At 65.1% G+C, this 16639-nt stretch carries 16 protein-coding genes and 1 pseudogene; 5 read left to right on the top strand and 12 right to left on the bottom strand.

Annotated elements, in window-relative coordinates; genetic code table 11:
- Positions 1–247: 247 nt before the first annotated feature.
- The 8 genes from AC0L3X_RS12955 to AC0L3X_RS12920 all read right to left on the bottom strand — a co-directional run bounded on the left by AC0L3X_RS12955 (position 248) and on the right by AC0L3X_RS12920 (position 7632).
- Positions 248–451, bottom strand: a complete 204-nt coding sequence (locus AC0L3X_RS12955) for a hypothetical protein (RefSeq protein WP_014497685.1) — start codon at positions 449–451, stop codon at positions 248–250.
- Between the two features lie 295 nt (positions 452–746).
- Positions 747–2888, bottom strand: coding sequence for a flagellar biosynthesis protein FlhA (gene flhA, locus AC0L3X_RS12950; protein WP_063985393.1), 2142 nt, complete (start codon positions 2886–2888; stop codon positions 747–749).
- Between the two features lie 358 nt (positions 2889–3246).
- On the bottom strand, positions 3247–3549 hold the full coding sequence (locus tag AC0L3X_RS12945) for a copper-binding protein (RefSeq protein WP_028158911.1): 303 nt from the start codon (positions 3547–3549) through the stop codon (positions 3247–3249).
- Positions 3550–3563: 14 nt separating this feature from the next.
- Positions 3564–4019: a cupredoxin domain-containing protein gene (locus AC0L3X_RS12940; protein ID WP_063986677.1), complete on the bottom strand. Its 456-nt coding sequence runs from the start codon at positions 4017–4019 to the stop codon at positions 3564–3566.
- Between the two features lie 32 nt (positions 4020–4051).
- The gene (locus AC0L3X_RS12935; protein WP_283018465.1) at positions 4052–5383 is read right to left on the bottom strand and encodes a copper oxidase; all 1332 of its coding nucleotides are present in this window, start codon (positions 5381–5383) and stop codon (positions 4052–4054) included.
- Positions 5384–5396: 13 nt separating this feature from the next.
- Entirely contained in the window at positions 5397–6821 is a 1425-nt protein-coding gene (locus AC0L3X_RS12930; RefSeq protein ID WP_063985392.1) for a TolC family protein, read from the bottom strand.
- Positions 6822–6830: 9 nt separating this feature from the next.
- Positions 6831–7115: a hypothetical protein gene (locus AC0L3X_RS12925; RefSeq protein ID WP_063985391.1), complete on the bottom strand. Its 285-nt coding sequence runs from the start codon at positions 7113–7115 to the stop codon at positions 6831–6833.
- Positions 7116–7194: 79 nt separating this feature from the next.
- Positions 7195–7632: a hypothetical protein gene (locus AC0L3X_RS12920; RefSeq protein WP_063985390.1), complete on the bottom strand. Its 438-nt coding sequence runs from the start codon at positions 7630–7632 to the stop codon at positions 7195–7197.
- A 150-nt stretch (positions 7633–7782) separates the two neighbouring features.
- On the opposite strand from AC0L3X_RS12920, the gene AC0L3X_RS12915 reads away from it, so the two are divergent.
- A complete protein-coding gene (locus AC0L3X_RS12915) occupies positions 7783–9048 on the top strand; it encodes an MFS transporter (protein WP_063985389.1) in 1266 nt (421 codons plus the stop codon).
- On the opposite strand, the gene AC0L3X_RS12910 is transcribed toward AC0L3X_RS12915, so the two are convergent.
- Together AC0L3X_RS12910 and AC0L3X_RS12905 are read right to left on the bottom strand one after the other, a co-directional pair.
- Complete coding sequence (locus AC0L3X_RS12910; protein WP_063985388.1) at positions 9045–9452, bottom strand: DUF4864 domain-containing protein; 408 nt, start codon at positions 9450–9452, stop codon at positions 9045–9047. The genes AC0L3X_RS12915 and AC0L3X_RS12910 overlap by 4 nt on opposite strands.
- 65 nt (positions 9453–9517) lie before the next feature.
- The gene (locus AC0L3X_RS12905) at positions 9518–10168 is read right to left on the bottom strand and encodes a TetR/AcrR family transcriptional regulator (RefSeq protein ID WP_187388096.1); all 651 of its coding nucleotides are present in this window, start codon (positions 10166–10168) and stop codon (positions 9518–9520) included.
- 239 nt (positions 10169–10407) lie between these two features.
- Here AC0L3X_RS12905 and AC0L3X_RS12900 point away from each other — a divergent pair, with 239 nt between their 5' ends.
- The 3 genes and pseudogenes from AC0L3X_RS12900 (at position 10408) to AC0L3X_RS12890 (ending at position 14211) form a co-directional block, all read left to right on the top strand.
- Entirely contained in the window at positions 10408–10905 is a 498-nt protein-coding gene (locus AC0L3X_RS12900; protein WP_008140891.1) for a (2Fe-2S)-binding protein, read from the top strand.
- Positions 10902–11957, top strand: a complete 1056-nt coding sequence (locus tag AC0L3X_RS12895; RefSeq protein WP_063985386.1) for an FAD binding domain-containing protein — start codon at positions 10902–10904, stop codon at positions 11955–11957. Before AC0L3X_RS12900 ends, AC0L3X_RS12895 begins: the two co-directional genes overlap by 4 nt.
- A pseudogene (locus tag AC0L3X_RS12890) lies at positions 11950–14211 on the top strand (xanthine dehydrogenase family protein molybdopterin-binding subunit). The gene AC0L3X_RS12895 and the pseudogene AC0L3X_RS12890 overlap by 8 nt, the downstream one beginning before the upstream one ends.
- A 43-nt stretch (positions 14212–14254) precedes the next feature.
- On the opposite strand, the gene AC0L3X_RS12885 reads toward AC0L3X_RS12890, so the two are convergent.
- Entirely contained in the window at positions 14255–14407 is a 153-nt protein-coding gene (locus AC0L3X_RS12885; RefSeq protein WP_166082130.1) for a hypothetical protein, read from the bottom strand.
- A 146-nt stretch (positions 14408–14553) separates the two neighbouring features.
- Complete coding sequence (locus AC0L3X_RS12880) at positions 14554–15102, bottom strand: cupin domain-containing protein (protein ID WP_231144261.1); 549 nt, start codon at positions 15100–15102, stop codon at positions 14554–14556.
- 149 nt (positions 15103–15251) lie between these two features.
- On the opposite strand from AC0L3X_RS12880, the gene aptA reads away from it, so the two are divergent.
- Positions 15252–16580, top strand: a complete 1329-nt coding sequence (gene aptA / locus AC0L3X_RS12875) for an omega-aminotransferase AptA (protein ID WP_063986675.1) — start codon at positions 15252–15254, stop codon at positions 16578–16580.
- Positions 16581–16639 lie beyond the last annotated feature (59 nt).

Genomic DNA, 16639 nt, shown 5'->3' with positions numbered 1-16639 from the left:
CGCGGGGCGGCCCATTTCCCCCGGCTCGCGCGCGGCCCCCACCCAACCCCACACCTTCCGCGCGGCCCCGGGGGGCTTCCCCCCCACCGCCCCCAAATGACGAGGTACCCCCAGACATGAGAAAGCGCCCGTGGGGGGCGGGCGCTTTCCGTAGTCGACTTGGGGTTGGGGTCGTCTACATATCCACGTGGCGACTTTGGGGGGCTGGTAAAGAGCCGCGTGAATTCACAAAACTCGTCAAATCTCCTTATCGAACGAGGGATGCGTTCGAGCTGGTGATAACAACCGGCTTGCCGGCCTTGATGACGCGGGCGGTCTGGGTCAGACCTTCGTCCGAACCCGTGCGCGCCGCCGTGATGCCGAAGCCTGCCACCGCGATGCCGGCGACGAGGGCTACGACCACGATTTTCAAGTGGGTCGAGCGATCGGCGCTGTAAATCGAGTGGTTCATGGAAGGCTCCTGCCGCCATCTACCCGAAGTAGTCGCTACCCTGTTGGGGGAGGTTCATGCTTCCGGTCCCCAACAACCTAGTATTGGGGGGATTCGTTCCCAAGGGGCGATCACAAGAGCGTGACAGGACGTGAAAGATCGCGATCGAAAGCGACCCCTCAATCGTGCGATTATATAATTATTTCAAAGGTGTAATGTGCTTGCGAGGCGCCTTGTTTGCATTTGGTCGACAAGGCGCCAGGAACTCAAAAACCATTTGCCTGTGGCCCAAAAACATACGGCTTCTTAAGGCAAATCAGATGCTTCCGACCGTTTTCAATCTCGCCCTGGGGTGGATTTCAGCCTGCGACAGCACCGTCGTCTGGGCCCGGAACCGCTCGACGAGGGAGCGTACGAAGGGACGAATTGCCGCAGACGTGACCAGCACCGGCGCCTCGCCTTCGCGCGCGGCGCGCTCGAAGGCCTCGCGCACGCCGGTCATGAATTCCGACAGCTTCGAGGGCTGCATCGCGAGGCTGCGTTCCTCGCCCTGGCCGATGATGGATTCGGCGAAGGCCTGTTCCCACCGCGCCGACAGCGCGATCAGCGGCAGATAGCCGCTGTAGGAGGTGTTCTGCGCGCAGATCTGCCGCGCGAGGCGGGCGCGGACATGCTCGACCATGGTCGCGGGATTGCGCGAGAAGGCGAGCGAGTCGGCGATGCCTTCCAGGATGGTCGAGAGGTCGCGGATCGAGATGCGCTCGGCGAGCAGCAGCTGCAGCACGCGCTGGATGCCGGAGACCGTGACCTGGCCCGGCACGATGTCCTTGACCAGTTCGCCCTGCTCCTTCGGCAGCTCCTTGAGCAGCTTCTGCACCTCGCCATAGGAGAGCAGGTCCGACATGTTGGCCTTGAGCAGCTCGGTGAGGTGGGTCGAGAGCACGGTCGCGGCGTCGACGACGGTGTAGCCCTTGAGCGAGGCTTCTTCCTTGAGGCTGGCATCGACCCAGGTTGCGGGCAGGCCGAAGGTCGGCTCGGTGGTGTGGATGCCGGGCACCTGCACCTGGCTGCCGCCGGGGTCCATGACCATGAACTGGTTCGGCCAGATCTTGCCGGTGCCGGCGTCGACCTCCTTGATCTTGATGATGTAGGTGTTGGCTTCGAGCTGGACGTTGTCGAGGATACGCACCGCGGGCATCACAAAGCCCATCTCGATGGCGAGCGAACGGCGCAGCGCCTTGATCTGCTCAGTGAGGCGGTCGGTGCCATCAGGCCCGTTGACGAGCGGCAGTAGCGCATAGCCGAGCTCGATCTTGAGATCGTCGATCTTGAGCGCGGCGGAGATCGGCTCTTCGGCCGCAGCGGCGCCAGGTGAACCCGGCGTTCCCGGAGCGGATGCGGTCTTTGCAACTTCGTCAGCCCTGGCAGTCGCCCGGTTGCGGTTGCGGGCGTGCCAGGCGAGCGCACCGGCGCCGCCGCCGAGCGCCAGGAAGGGGATGGTCGGGATACCCGGCAGCGCCGCCAGCACCAGCATGACCGCCGCGGACATCGCCAGCGCCTGCGGATAGCCGGAGAACTGTTTCATCAGCGCCTTGTCGGCGGCGCCGGACACGCCGGCCTTGGAGACGAGCAGGCCGGCCGCGGTCGAAACGATCAGCGCCGGCACCTGGGTGACGAGGCCGTCACCAACGGTCAGCAGCGTGTAGCTGCGCCCGGCATCGGCGAAGGAGAGGCCCTGCTGCGCGACACCGATGATCATGCCGCCGACGATGTTGATGAAGACGATCAAAAGGCCCGCGATGGCATCGCCGCGGACGAATTTGGAGGCACCGTCCATGGCGCCGAAGAAGCCGCTCTCGTCCTCGAGGTCCTTGCGCCGCTGCTTGGCGACCTTCTCGTCGATCAGGCCGGCGGAGAGATCGGCGTCGATCGCCATCTGCTTGCCGGGCATGGCGTCGAGGTGGAAGCGGGCGGCGACTTCGGCGATACGGCCCGAACCCTTGGTGATGACGACGAAGTTGACGATGATCAGGATGGCGAAGACGATGATACCGATGACGAAATTGCCGCCCATCACGAAGCTGCCGAAGGCTTCGATGACGTGACCGGCGGCATCCGTGCCCTCGTGCCCGTGCGACAGGATCAGGCGGGTCGAGGCCATGTTCAGCGACAGGCGCAGCATGGTCGAGATCAGGAGGACGGTCGGGAAGGCGGAGAATTCCAGCGGCGCCTGGATGAACAGCGACGTCATCAGGATCAGGATCGAGAGCGTGATCGAGATCGCTAGGAACAGGTCGAGCACGATCGCGGGCAGCGGCAGGATCAGCACCACCAGGATGGTGAGGACGCCGAGTGCCAGCGCGATATCGCCGCGCTTGAGGATGTTGCCGATCTCGGTGAGGGTCGGGAAGCCGGCGTTCGTGCTGCCTACGCCCTGTCCCGCGGTGACGTCGACCATGGTAGCTGCTCCCCCGCGCGACTGCCGTCCGCGCGCCCCAAATGTCTGCGCGGCGGCCGAAGGGCCGCCGTTTCGAAAGTGAGGCACCGCACTGGCGTCCACGGGGGACCTCCCGTTCTACGCGGCTGACGACACTCGACTTCACCCGGCAATTCTTGCCGGGTGTATGGTTAGCAAAGGGTTAACGCAGGGTGCGGCAGGAGGTCAGACCGGGGTGTTTCGGGCACCTGGCAGGGACGAAGTCGTCATGCCCGGGCTTGTCCCGCCTGCGCGGCCGAAGCCGTGGATGGCCGGGACGAGCCCGGCCATGACGCTGTGGAAGCGTTTGGCGCCGAAATCAGCTGCGGAGGACGTAGCCCTACTTCGCCTTCTGCATCGTCGTCACGGTATACCCCGAAGCCGCCTCCTCGGCCTCGAAGGTCACCTTGTCGCCGACCTTCACCTGCTTGAGCAAAGCGGGGTCCTTGACGCGATAGACCATGGTCATGGGCTCATCCATGCCGAGGCTTTTCGCCGGTCCGTGCTTGAGCGTGATCTTGCCGGCGCCCTCGTCGATCTTCTTGACCTCGCCGCTGATCGCGGCGCCCTGGGCCGCGAAGGCTTCGGCGGCAAGGCCGACGGTCAGCGCCAGCGCTGCGGCGATACGGATGGTGCGGTTCATGGGAGTCTTCCTTGTTACTTCACGGTGACGTGGCCGACCATGCCGTAGTCGCGGTGGTCGGGAATCAGGCAGGAGAATTCGAACGTGCCGGCCTTGCTGAACTTCCAGAGGATCTCGGCCGTCTTGTTCGGTGCGAGCCGGACACCGTTGGGATCGTCGTGCTCCATGTGCGGATGCTTCTTCATCTCCACGGCATGCGCGAGATTCTCCTTCGTCGTGGCGAGCAGGAATTCATGGTCCTCCTTGCCGACGTTGCGCAGCACGAAACGAATCTGCTCGCCGCGTTTGACCTCGATCCTGGCGGGCGCGTAGTCCATCTCGTTCAGCAGGACCTCGATCGTGCGCGCGGGCTTCCTGGGATCGCCGGGCTCGCCGGCCGAAAAGGTCCCGTGCCCGTGCTGGTCGTGGGCAAACGCCGGTGCGATCGAAAGTGCAGCCAGCGCAAGTCCGAGTTTGATCGTCTTCTTCATCTTGTTCTCCAGTTGGTGGTTCATCGAAACGCTCACATCTTCATGTTCTTCATCGGCGCGCCTTGCTGCCGCGCCGGCTCTGCGGCCGGCGGCGTGACCTCGTAGGCGACGGTGCCTTGCGGGAATTTGTAGGGGCCGGGATCGCGATAATCGTCGCGCGCGAGGTCCTCGCGGATCTTCATCACGGTGAACATGCCGCCCATCTCGATCGGCCCGAACTGACCGGTGCCGGTCATCATCGGCAGCGTGTTGTCGGGCGCGGGCATCTCCATGTTGCCCATGGCCATGCCGGTCGAGCCCATCGCCATGGCATCGGGCGCGAGCTTGCCGACCGCCCTGGCGAGATCCTTGCGCGACACGCCGATCAGGTTACGCACCTCGTGCCCCATTGCGTTCATGGTGTGATGTGACTTGTGGCAGTGGAACGCCCAGTCGCCGGGATTGTCGGCGAGCACGTCGAACACCCGTACCGCGCCCACGGGTACATCGGTGGTCGTCTCCGGATATTGCGCGCTCTCCGGAATCCAGCCGCCATCGGTGCAGGTCACCGCAAAGCTGTGGCCGTGCAGGTGGATCGGATGGTTGGTCATGCTGAGATTGCCGATGCGCACGCGCACCTTGTCGCCGAGCCTGACCGGCAAGGGATCGATGCCGGGAAACACCCGCGAATTCCAGGTCCACATGTTGAAGTCGGTCATCTCGTTGACCTGCGGCAGGTATGTGCCGGGATCGACGCGATAGGTGCTCATCACGAAGACGAAGTCGCGGTCGACCGGCCGGAAGCTTTGATCGCGCGGATGCACGACGACCATGCCCATCATGCCCATCGCCATCTGCACCATCTCGTCGGAATGCGGGTGGTACATGAAGGTCCCGCTCTTCTTCATCTCGAACTCGTAGACGAAGGTTTTTCCCGGCTGGATGTGCGGCTGCGTCAGTCCGCCGACACCGTCCATGCCGCTGGGAATGATCATGCCGTGCCAGTGCACGGTGGTGTATTCGGGCAGTCTGTTGGTGACGAAGACGCGGACCTTGTCGCCTTCGACCGTCTCGATGGTCGGACCCGGCGACTGGCCGTTATAGCCCCACAAATTCACTTTCATGCCTTCGGCGAACTCGCGCACCACGGGTTCGGCGACGAGGTGGAATTCCTTCCAGTCGCCGTTCATGCGGAACGGCAGCGACCAGCCGTTCAGCGTGACCACGGGGCGATAGTCCGGGCCGCTGATCGGATGCAGCGGCGGCTGCATCACCACCTTGTCCATGTGAGGCGCTTCCGGAATGGACGCGGCCTGCACACGGCCGCTGACGGCTGACGCGCTGGCAAGCGCGGCGGTGCCCAAAAATCCTCGGCGGGAATACATGTTGGCCTCCATCTCAGTGACCGCCATCGGCAGGCGCTGCCGCGGCGATGGTGGTTGAAGTGTCGCCGCCCGACGCAGGCGCGCCGCCGCCGTTGACGGCGGTCTGGAGGTCGGACTGGGCGAGGAAGAATTTTTGCTTGGCATCGATCGCGCCGCGCAGCGACGCCAGGCGCTGCCGCGCTTCGGTGAGCAGCGCGAAAATATCGACCTGCATGCTGGAGAAGCGCAGCTGCATCTCCTCCGTGATGATTTTTCGCAAGGGGAGGATTTCGCGCTGATAGTGGCTGGCGATGTCGTAGGTCGAGCGATAGACGCGATAAGCATCGCGCGCCTCGGAGCGGACGTTGACGGCGCGCTCGGTCAGGCGGTTGAAGGCGAGATTGTAGGTCTCCGCCGCTTGCCGCACCCGCACCTCGCCGCCGTCGAAGATCGGGATCTGGAACTGCACGTCAAAACCGCGTTCGCGGAACGGCGGGCCCTCGGGATCCTGGGTGCGGCGGGAGATGCCGGCGAGGTCGAGCAGCGTGACGAAGCGCGTCGCCTCGGTGAGGTTGAGTGACTTTGCCAGCGCCGTTAGCTCCAGCCGCGCGGTCTGAAGATCGATGCGATGGGCCACCGCATCGGCCTCGATCGAGGGCAGTGCCTGCGGCCGGCGCGGCAGCGGCGGCAGTTGATCGGGCAGACGGAAGTCGAGGCCGCCGTCCCACAGCCCCATCAGGCGCGCGAGCCTTTCGCGGACGCTCGTTGCCGCCTGCCGCGCGGTTGCGAGGTCGGCCGTGGTCTCGGCATAAAACACCTGCTCGCGGGCCTGGTCGAGCTTGTTGATCGAGCCGGTCTCGCCGAGTTTGACCGCGAGCTGCGCCGTCGATTCCGCCGTCGCCTTCGCGTCGGTGAGCAGCGCCACCATTTCGTTGCCGGCGACCGCACGGACATAGGCGCGCCGGACATCTGCGGCCAGCCGCAGCGTCGCCAACGCCGCGCGCAATTGCGCCTGACGGAAACGGTCGCGGGCGATGTCGGAGCGGAACGGCAGGGTGGCCAGCGCGAGGATGTCGCCAACTACCTGACGCTCTATCTCGCTCGCGCCATTGCCTGCGATGCGCGAGATCGAAAACACAGGATTGGGCGGCAGGCTCTGCTCGACCAACTCGGTCTCGGCCAGCGCCAGCTCGTTATAGGTCGCTTGCAGTCCCTTGTTGTTGAGCAGCGCGATCTGCACGGCCGTCTCGGTGGTCAGCGTGCGTGCCAGCAAGCGGCGGACGGCCGCGTTGACGGCCTCCGCGCCTTCGGCCGTTCGCACGAAGGCGACGTCCTTGTTGATGGTCTGGCTGGTGAGGTCCGAGACCGTCGTCATGCCTCCGTCCGGCGAGAATGCCATGCAGCCGGAGAGTCCCAGCGCAGTGAGCACGAGCAGGCCCCGCGCAAAATGATGCGTCATGGCGCGCCCCTACCGGTCTTGCTTCGGCTGCGGTGCGACAGCGTCGTTGCGGTCGCGCCATGGCCCCGGCGTCGCGGGCCGCAGGCTGGTGTAGGGCGCAATCGTCGAGCGATAGCCGACGCGTGCGACCTTTGCCGCAGGATCGGCAGGATCGGCGCCGGCAATTTGCGTCGTTGCTGGCATGCAGCCCGACAGCGCGAGTGCAAGCACGGCCAGCAGCGGCCATTTCAATGGAAAGTGTCGTCCACGCGCCGCGGATGCGGCGGCGAACTTCGCCCCGGAAAGCGTAAGCATGAGTCATCCTTGATCTGTCGTAGAGACCACAGGTTCGCGCGCGCGGATGCACGTGCGGCCCTGACGTCGTCGCGTCAGATCAGGCGATGGGAGGGCGGTAGTGCTGAGGCGGCGCCGCGCTGTGCAGGCTGACCACGATCTCGGGCGCGCAGGCGGAAATCGGCTGCAGCGGCTTGGCGACGCCGGGCAGGTCGGCCGGCAGCGCGCTCACGCACATCATCGCGCAGCACGGGCCAGCCTTGCCGTCATGGTGATGTTGGGCGGGCGCATCCTGTGCGGCAGTCTGGTGATGCGCGTGCATGCCTGCGTGGTCATGCGGCACACCGTCATGCACGTCGCCGGCCTGCATCTGGTGATGCACCGGCACGAGATCGGCGAGGAGCGCGTCGTCGAGGCACGGCGCCGGGCCGCTGCCCCAGGCGAGGGCTGCTGCCGGAGCGAGCACGCAGAACAAATAGGCGAGGGCGATGATCCGCCCCACCCTGATCCGCATCGATCGCGTTAATCGCAACAGCATTCCGCCGACAGGCTCCTCGCGCGGCAATCTTGCACACGCAGATTGCAAACTAATGGCAAAGCGCGGCTTCGCCAAGCATCTTCTTACCGCAGTGCACCGCGCATGCCCAATATCGCGGCACGATGCTTGACCGCGCGGCGATCAGCGAACATGGTCCGGCCCGTGCACGCGCCAAATCTTCCAGAACAGAGACCGGCCTCATTCACCCCTGATTCGCGTCAGGCTTGGGTGCGGCTGTTGCTTGCGCTGCTGATCGGTTCGATCGGTGGCGTCGGCATGTGGGCGGTCGTCGTGGTGATTCCCGTCGTGCAGACCGAGTTCGCCGCCACGCGAGCAGCTGTGTCGCTGGCCTTCACACTGATGATGTTCGGTTTCGGCCTTGGCGGCGTGATCGCCGGCAAGATCACCGACAAGTTCGGCATCGTGCCGGCGATGGCGATCAGCATCGCTTTCATCGGCGTTGCCAACGTGCTGGCGGGGCTCTCGACCCAGCTCTGGCAGTTCGTCGCGGCCTATTTCCTGATCGGGCTCGGCACCTCGGCGACCTTCGCGCCGCTGATGGCGGAGGCCTCGCACTGGTTCGAACGCTATCGCGGACTTGCCGTGACCATCGTCGCGAGCGGCAATTACGTCGCGGGCACGATGTGGCCGCCGCTCATCAGCGAGGGCATGCAGACGATCGGCTGGCGCACCACGCATATCGGCATCGCCCTCGTTTGCGTGGTCCTGATGACGATCCTGGTGCTGGTCCTGCGCGCACAGATCGGCGACGACAAGGTCCGCAATCACGCCAATGCGCGGCCGCCGCAAGTCGATCTCAAGCTTTCGACCAATACGCTGACCGTGCTGCTTTCGATCGCCAGCATCTCCTGCTGCGTCGCCATGGCGATGCCGCAGGTGCACATCGTCGCCTATTGCGGCGATCTCGGTTACGGCGTGGCGCGTGGCGCCGAGATGCTGTCGCTGATGATGGCCTGCGGCATCGTCAGCCGCATCGGCTCGGGCTACCTTGCCGACAAGATCGGCGGCATCCGCACGCTGCTGGTCGGATCGCTGGCGCAGGGCTTTGCACTGGTGTTCTATCTGTTCTTCGACAGCCTGACTTCGCTCTATCTGATCTCCGCGATGTTCGGCCTGTTTCAGGGCGGCATCGTGCCGAGCTACGCCATCATCGTGCGCGAGGCGATGCCGGCGAGCGAGGCGGCAACCCGCGTCGGCATCGTGATCTTCGCCTCGGTGTTCGGCATGTCCTTCGGTGGCTGGGTGTCGGGCGTCATCTTCGACGCGACGGGCTCCTACGCTGCGGCGTTCGCGAACGGCGTGGCGTGGAATGCCCTCAATGTCGGTATCGTCTTGACGCTGCTGATCCGGTCGCGAATGAACGCGGTCAAGACGGGACCGGGTTTTGCGACCTAGACTTCTCGTCCCACCTTCAGCAGCGAGCAACCGGTGATCTTGTAGCTGCCGTCCGCCTGCTGCTCGAGCGTGTACAGCGCCTCCCAGGCTTCGCCATTGGCATCGATGATGTGGACGTGCTGGGAGATCCAGTTGCCTTCGCTCCTGCTCTCGCCAAATTCAAAACTCTTGTGCCGGTAGACCGGCGCGTAGCCGTTTTGCACCATGGACATGAAGATATCAGGGGCGGGGAATATCTCTTTGATCGCCGGTGCGGCGTAGGAATAGGCCGCCGCAGCATCGTCGCGCGCGAGAGCCTGTTCCTGGGCGCTGATCACGCCTTGCGCCGCCGAGACGTCGCCGGCGCGTGCTGAGACGGAGCTGAAGATAACGCTGATAGCGACGAGCAAGGCGGCGATGCGCATGACAGGCTCTGCGTTGAAATCCCGGCGATGCCAATCCTAGCACGACCTCAGCGAAATACGGCGTGCTATCGCTTCCGTTTCACCGCGGGCTTTGCGGGCTTGGCGGCGCGCGCCTTGGTCTTGGTGCCGGACTTGCCGGCCGGCTGCACCCGCAGCCCGTCCACGAACACGTCGAGCATGCGCAGTACCGAGGATTGCCAGCCGGGCTGGTCGTGCATGTAACACATGCCGACGAGTGCCCTGAGCAGATCCTCCGGGCTGACATCGCCGCGCATCTGGCCGGCCGCGACCGCGCGGTCGAGCAGCGAGCCGATCGCCTTGGTCAGCCGGTCCATCGAGAACGCCGCGAGTTCCGACGAGCTCTGGAACGTCAGCGCCAGCGCGGCCGACATGCCCTTTTTTGTGGCAACGAATTCGACATTGGAGCGCAGCCAGCGCCGCAGCGCGTCGACCGGGTCCTTGGCATTCTTCAATTGCTCAGCGAGCTCGCTGAGCTGCTCGACCTCGCGCCGGTACACCGCCTCGAACAAATCCTCGCGAGTCGGAAAATGCCGATAGAGCGTGCCGATGCCGACGCCGGCGCGTTTGGCGACGGCTTCCAGGCTCGCCTCGGGACCGCCCGCGTTGAACACGATTTTCGCCGCCTCGAGCACGCGCTCGCGATTGCGCACGGCGTCGGCGCGGGGCTTCCGAATCTGGTCGGTCTGGTCGTCCATGGCGGTAATGTAGATCACGAATTGGTTAGATTGAACCCTAGCAAGGCTGCATCGCGTTGTATGCGCACGGGCTTTCGACGAATTCCAAATATTTTCGGGCAGCCCTTGTTAACCGGAGGGTGCCTCCGTATCTTCCTTGAGATGTTGGCCGGGTTCCGCCTGGCCAACGCATATCGACGGCGGCCACGGAGGTGGCGCGCTGGCTGATGACTCATGTCCATATCTGATCGGAGCCTTGTATGAACCACTCCATCAGCCTCACCGTGAACGGTGCGCGGCGCGATTTCGTCCTCGACGATCCGCGCGTCACGCTGCTCGATCTCCTGCGTGAGCGCCTCCATCTGACCGGAACCAAGAAGGGATGCGATCGCGGCCAGTGCGGCGCCTGCACTATTCTCGTCGACGGCAAGCGCATCAACTCCTGTCTTGCTCTCGCCATCAGCCATGATGGCGCCGACATCCTCACCATCGAAGGCGTGGCGCGCGGCGACCAGCTTCATCCCGTGCAGGCGGCCTTCATCGCCCATGACGGCTTTCAGTGCGGCTTCTGCACGCCCGGCCAGATCATGAGCGCGATCGGCATGATGCAAGAGGCGCAAGCCGGCAACGATCCCGAGCGCATCCGCGAGTGCATGAGCGGCAATCTCTGCCGCTGCGGCGCCTATGCCGGCATCGTCGATGCCGTGCTGGAAGCCCAGGCCGGCATGGATGAATCCAATCAGAGGCGCTCCGCATGAAACCGTTCGATTATATCAGGCCGGCCACAGTGGCCGAGGCCGTCGCGGCGGCCGCTCAGCCGGGTACTGCCTATCTCGCCGCCGGCACCAATCTGCTCGATCTGATGAAGGGCGGCGTCAGCCGGCCGGATCGTCTGGTCGATGTCACGCATCTCGATGGGCTCGATCAGATCGAGACTCTCGCTGACGGATCGTTGCGCATCGGCGCGCTGGTGGGCAACGCCGATCTCGCGCATGACGCAAACTTCGCGAAATCCTACCCGGCCGTCGCTGAAGCGCTGCTGTCCGGTGCGTCCGCGCAACTGCGCAATGCCGCGACCGTCGGCGGCAATCTGCTGCAACGGACGCGCTGCGCGTATTTCTACGACACCGCCAGCCACTGCAACAAGCGCGAGGCCGGCTCGGGCTGCGACGCCCGTGAGGGCGAGAACCGCACCCATGCCGTGCTCGGCTGGAGCGAGAGCTGTATCGCCACGCACCCGTCGGACTTCTGCGTACCCCTGCTTGCGCTCGATGCCGTCGTCGAGATCGAGGGCAGGAACGGCCGCCGCGAGATCGCGCTCGACGCGCTGCATCGTCTGCCGGGCAACACGCCCGAGCGTGAATCGGGGCTCGAACCCGGCGACCTCATCGTCGCGGTGCGCCTGCCGCCCGCGGCGCGCGGCTTCGCCACGCATGCGCGCTACCTCAAGGTTCGCGAGCGCACGTCTTACGCGTTCGCCGTGGTCTCGGCCGCGGCGGCGTTGCGGATCGAGAACGGCAAGATCGCGGAGGCGCGGCTGGCGCTCGGCGGCGTCGCCGCAAAGCCCTGGCGTGCCCGTGCCGCGGAAGACGTGCTCAAGGGCGTCGCGCCGACGAGCGACGCTTTTCAGGAAGCCGCCTGGCGCGCGCTTACCGACGCAAAGCCGTCCGGCGACAACGCCTTCAAGATCGAGCTCGCACGCCGCATCGTCGTGCGCGCGCTGACCCTTGCCGCTGCCGGTACGCCCGCGCGTATTCCCGCGCTGCCGGCCTCTCCTTTTGCCTCGACGTCCGGAGCCATCCATGCCTGAGCTTAATCTATCCAGCTCTCCCGCCCATCTGCGCCACGGCTCGAACATCGGTCAGCCGCTGACCCGCCGTGACGGCGTCCTCAAGGTCAAGGGGCAGGCGACCTATGCCGCCGACAACCATCCGCCCGGCATGCTGTTTGCCGTGATGGCTGTCGCCAGCATCGCGCGTGGCCGCGTCACCTCGCTCGATGTCGCCGGCGCAAAACGCCATCCCGGTGTCGTTGACGTCATGACACCAGACCACAAGCCGCAGCTCGCAATCGATCCGGAAATCAAGACCAATCCGTTCGTGTTTCGGATGGAGGTGTTGCAAAGCGACGAGGTCCGCTACGCCAACCAGCCCATCGCCGTCGTGATCGCCGAGACGCTGGAGGCAGCGACGGAAGGCGCGGTGCTGCTGGCGCCGCGCTACGAGACGCTGCCCGCGCTGGTCGGCCTCGATGCCGGCGAGAGTTACGTGCCGCCGGTCGTGGGCGTCGGCAACCCCACCGAAAATCACCTCGGCGATGTCGAGGCGGGTCTTGCCGCGGCCGAGAAGCAGATCGACGCGATTTACGAAACGCCGCCGCAATATCACAACGCGATGGAGCCGCATGCGATTGTGGCCGCATGGAATGGCGACAGTCTGCAGATCGACATGCCGACCCAGGGTCTGATGCTGTCGCTTGCGCGCGTTGCCGAATTGTTCGGCATCGCGCATGACAAGATCCACATCCGCAGCCCGTTCCTCGGCGGTGGCTTTGGCTCGAAGGGGCTGATGGCTGGTCCGCCGGTCCTCGGCATCATGGCCGCAAAGCTGGTCGGCAAGCCGGTCAAGCTCGTACTGCGCCGTGAGCAGATGTACGGCCCGGTCGGTCACCGTGCACCGACGCGTCAGCGGCTGCGCATTGGCACGGATGGCGAAGGGCGCCTGACTGCGCTCGATCATCACGCCCGGACCGTGTCGAGCACGTTCGACGATTTCTACGAGCCCGCGGCGGACGCCTCGCATACACTCTATGCCAGCCCATCAATCCGCACCTCGCATGACGCCGTGCGCGTCAACACCGGTACACCGCTGTTCATGCGTGCGCCCGGCGAGGCCACCGGCTCGATCGCGCTCTAAAGCGCTATCGACGAAATGGCTTGGGCCTGCGGCATCGATCCGCTGGCTTTCCGCCTGAAGAACTACGCCGAGGTCGAGCCGATCACTGGCAAGCCGTTTTCGTCCAAGGCGCTGCGTGCTTGCTACGAGCAGGGCGCGGCGCGCTTCGGCTGGTCGAAGCGTTCGCTCCAGCCGCGGCAGATGCGCGACGATGCTGGCCTTCTCGTCGGCTGGGGCATGGGCACCGCGACCTTCCCGGCGCTGATGTTCCAGGCCGAAGCGCGCGCGGTGCTCCGCCGCGACGGTAGTGGCGCGATGGAGATCGGCGCGCATGACATGGGGCAGGGCGCCTGGACGGCACTCGCGCAGATCGCGGCCGACGAACTCGGGCTCGACATCGACCGTGTCGAGTTCAAGGCTGGTTCATCCGACCTGCCCGACGCGGGCATCGCCGGCGGCTCGGCGCACACCGCGACCGCGGGTGCTGCGATCCACAGTGCCGGTGCGGCCGTCGTCGCAAAACTCGCCGATCTCGCCACCAACGACGAGCGCTCGCCGTTGTTTGGTGCCGGCAATGCCGGCGTGATCGCGCGCGATGGCCGGTTGATCCGGCGCGACGACGAGACCCGTGGCGAGAGCTACGTCGAGATCCTCGCGCGCGCGGGCGTTGCCGAACTCGAAGCCCGCGGCACCGGAGCGCCGAACCCTGCGGCGATGGAAGAGTATGCGATGCACGCGCATGGTGCGGTGTTTGCGGAGGTGAAGGTCGATCCCGAGCTCGGCCAGGTCCGCGTCACCCGCATGGTCGGTGCGTTCGCGGCGGGGCGCATCGTCAATCCGCATCTGGTGAAGAGCCAGCTGTTCGGCGGCATGATCTGGGGCATGTCCTTCGCGCTGCATGAGGAAGCCATCACCGACCGCCGCAGCGGCCGGATCATGAATGCCAATCTCGGCGAGTACCATATCCCCGTGAATGCCGACGTGCCGCCGCTCGACGTGATCATGGTCGAGGAGCACGATCCGCATGTGAATGCGCTCGGCATCAAGGGCGTCGGGGAGATCGGTATCACCGGCAGCGCCGGCGCGGTCGCCAACGCGGTGTGGCATGCGACCGGCGTGCGTGTCCGCCGCTTTCCGATCAAGATCGAGGAGTTGTTGACGCAGCGCTGAGGCAAAAAGGCGGGACGAGATCTTCTCGTTCCGCCGCGTCCTGCTAATGCAGTTTCTTGCGGAGCGCCTTCAGCGCTTCTCGCTGCGTCTCGATGTAGTCGGCAATAGCCTTACGCAGCTCCTGCGAATGGAGCTTGTCGGTGTCGCGCTGCACTTCATCGAGCGCGGCCTCTGCATTGGCGAGCGTGATCTTCATCTTCGAGCCCAGTTATGAAGCGGCGCCGGAATGTCTCTCGGCTTGGGTTCGCAACATATAGAGGGTCGACGCGCGGAGATTGAGATGCCTCAAGATCCGTAAGATACCGGGGCACTCCGTAAGATTCCGGATAATGTCGATGCGCCTCAAAACGTCGGCGGCGTGCAGGCCGAGATCACTTCGCACGGCTTGCCGCCGACGCAGCGGAAGCGATGCGGGCGACGGCTCTCGAAGTAGTAGGCATCGCCGGGATTGAGGATGCGGCGCTCGTCCTCGACGGTGACTTCGAGCTTGCCCGAGATTACGATGCCGCCTTCCTCGCCGTCATGGACGAGGTGAACGCGTCCGGTGTCGCTGCCGGGCTCGTATCGCTCTTTCAAGATCTGCAAGCTGCGGCCGAACAGATTGTCGCCGATCTGGCGATACGAGATCGGCTTCTTGCCGACCTCGGTCAGCTCCTCGGCGCGGTAGAAAATCTTGCGCCGTGACTCCGGCTCCAGCGCGAAAAACTCGGCGAGCCCCATCGGGATGCCGTCGAGGATGCGCTTGAGCGCGCCGACCGACGGGTTCATCTGGTTGGATTCGATCAGCGAGATCGTCGAATTGGTGACGCCGGCGCGCTTGGCGAGCTCGCGCTGCGACAGCTTGTGGTGCGCCCGGATGAATCGCAGCCGTCTACCGATGTCGACGCTCATGCCCCTGGTCCCTGTTGCAGGTGTTGCGGATCGCGCAAATATGGACCGGCAGCCCCAGTGAAATCAATGGCTTGCAGGTGACCAGAAAAGGACTTGTTGCGCTTCCGAAGCCGTGCCTCTGCTATCCCGTCAGCAAAGGAGCGTGGCCCGTGACCCTTCATCAGATTCCGAACACTATCAAGACCGACTCGTTCTGGATGCCGTTCACGGCCAACCGTCAGTTCAAGAAGGCGCCGCGCCTGTTCTCCTCGGCCGAGGGCATGCACTACACCACCGTCGACGGCCGCAAGGTGATCGACGGCTCCGCCGGCCTCTGGTGCGTCAATGCCGGTCACGGCCGCAAGCAGATCGCCGCAGCGGTCGAGCGCCAGCTGATGACGCTGGACTTCGCGCCGTCGTTCCAGATGGGCCATCCGCTGGCATTCGACTTCGCCGAGCGTCTCGCCGAGATCGCGCCGAAGGGCCTCGACCGCATCTTCTTCACTAACTCCGGCTCCGAGTCGGTCGACACCGCGCTGAAGATCGCGCTCGCCTATCACCGCGCCAACGGCCAGGCGAGCCGCACCCGTTTGATCGGCCGCGAGCGCGGCTATCACGGCGTCGGCTTCGGCGGCATGTCGGTCGGCGGCATGGTCGCCAATCGCCGCGCCTTCGCCACCCATCTTCCGGGCGTCGACCACATCCGCCACACCCACGATCTCACCCGCAACGCCTTCGCCAAGGACCAGCCTGAGCATGGCGCCGAGCTCGCCGACGATCTCGAGCGTCTGGTCGGCCTGCACGGCGCCGAGACGATCGCGGCCGTTATCGTCGAGCCGGTGCCGGGCTCGACCGCGGTGCTGCCGCCGCCGAAGGGCTATCTCAAGCGCCTGCGCGAGATCTGCGACAAGCACGGCATCCTCCTCATCTTCGACGAGGTCATCACCGGCTTCGGCCGCCTCGGCACGCCATTCGCCGCCGACTTCTTCGGCGTCACGCCGGACCTGATGACGACGGCCAAGGGCATCACCAACGGCACCATTCCCTGCGGCGCGGTGTTCGCGAGCCGCAAGGTTCACGACGGCCTGATGGTCGGCCCGGAGAACCAGATGGAGCTGTTCCACGGCTACACCTATTCGGCGCATCCGACGGCCTGCGCCGCCGGCATCGCGACGCTCGACATCTACAAGGACGAGGGCCTGCTGACGCGCGGTGCGTCGATTGCCGAATACTGGGGCGATGCGCTGCATTCGCTGAAGGGTCTGCCGAACGTCGTCGACATCCGCAATTGCGGCCTGATGGGCGCGGTAGAGCTGTCGTCGCGTGACGGTGCGGTCGGCGCGCGTGGTTACGACGTCATGGTCGATTGCTTCAATCGCGGTCTGTACTTCCGCATGAGCGGCGATAGCTTCGCGCTGTCGCCCCCGCTCATCGTCGAGAAGAGCCATATCGACGATATGGTCTCGATCCTCGGCGACGCCATCAAGCGGGTGGCCTGATAATTGCTCTCGCCGTTGCGGAGTTTGTTCTTGCAGCGGCGAGCGTGATGCCGCGGGAG

Source organism: Bradyrhizobium sp. MI1.7, from assembly GCF_055811795.1.
This window is presented reverse-complemented; position numbering and strand designations above follow the sequence as displayed.

Bases quoted from the DNA above. Each gene is read 5' to 3' on its own strand.
- AC0L3X_RS12955 (WP_014497685.1), bottom strand. From the start codon at position 451: ATGAACCACTCGATTTACAGCGCCGATCGCTCGACCCACTTGAAAATC.
- flhA (WP_063985393.1), bottom strand. From the start codon at position 2,888: ATGGTCGACGTCACCGCGGGACAGGGCGTAGGCAGCACGAACGCCGGC.
- AC0L3X_RS12945 (WP_028158911.1), bottom strand. From the start codon at position 3,549: ATGAACCGCACCATCCGTATCGCCGCAGCGCTGGCGCTGACCGTCGGC.
- AC0L3X_RS12940 (WP_063986677.1), bottom strand. From the start codon at position 4,019: ATGAAGAAGACGATCAAACTCGGACTTGCGCTGGCTGCACTTTCGATC.
- AC0L3X_RS12935 (WP_283018465.1), bottom strand. From the start codon at position 5,383: ATGTATTCCCGCCGAGGATTTTTGGGCACCGCCGCGCTTGCCAGCGCG.
- AC0L3X_RS12930 (WP_063985392.1), bottom strand. From the start codon at position 6,821: ATGACGCATCATTTTGCGCGGGGCCTGCTCGTGCTCACTGCGCTGGGA.
- AC0L3X_RS12925 (WP_063985391.1), bottom strand. From the start codon at position 7,115: ATGCTTACGCTTTCCGGGGCGAAGTTCGCCGCCGCATCCGCGGCGCGT.
- AC0L3X_RS12920 (WP_063985390.1), bottom strand. From the start codon at position 7,632: ATGCTGTTGCGATTAACGCGATCGATGCGGATCAGGGTGGGGCGGATC.
- AC0L3X_RS12915 (WP_063985389.1), top strand. From the start codon at position 7,783: ATGGTCCGGCCCGTGCACGCGCCAAATCTTCCAGAACAGAGACCGGCC.
- AC0L3X_RS12910 (WP_063985388.1), bottom strand. From the start codon at position 9,452: ATGCGCATCGCCGCCTTGCTCGTCGCTATCAGCGTTATCTTCAGCTCC.
- AC0L3X_RS12905 (WP_187388096.1), bottom strand. From the start codon at position 10,168: ATGGACGACCAGACCGACCAGATTCGGAAGCCCCGCGCCGACGCCGTG.
- AC0L3X_RS12900 (WP_008140891.1), top strand. From the start codon at position 10,408: ATGAACCACTCCATCAGCCTCACCGTGAACGGTGCGCGGCGCGATTTC.
- AC0L3X_RS12895 (WP_063985386.1), top strand. From the start codon at position 10,902: ATGAAACCGTTCGATTATATCAGGCCGGCCACAGTGGCCGAGGCCGTC.
- AC0L3X_RS12885 (WP_166082130.1), bottom strand. From the start codon at position 14,407: ATGAAGATCACGCTCGCCAATGCAGAGGCCGCGCTCGATGAAGTGCAG.
- AC0L3X_RS12880 (WP_231144261.1), bottom strand. From the start codon at position 15,102: ATGAGCGTCGACATCGGTAGACGGCTGCGATTCATCCGGGCGCACCAC.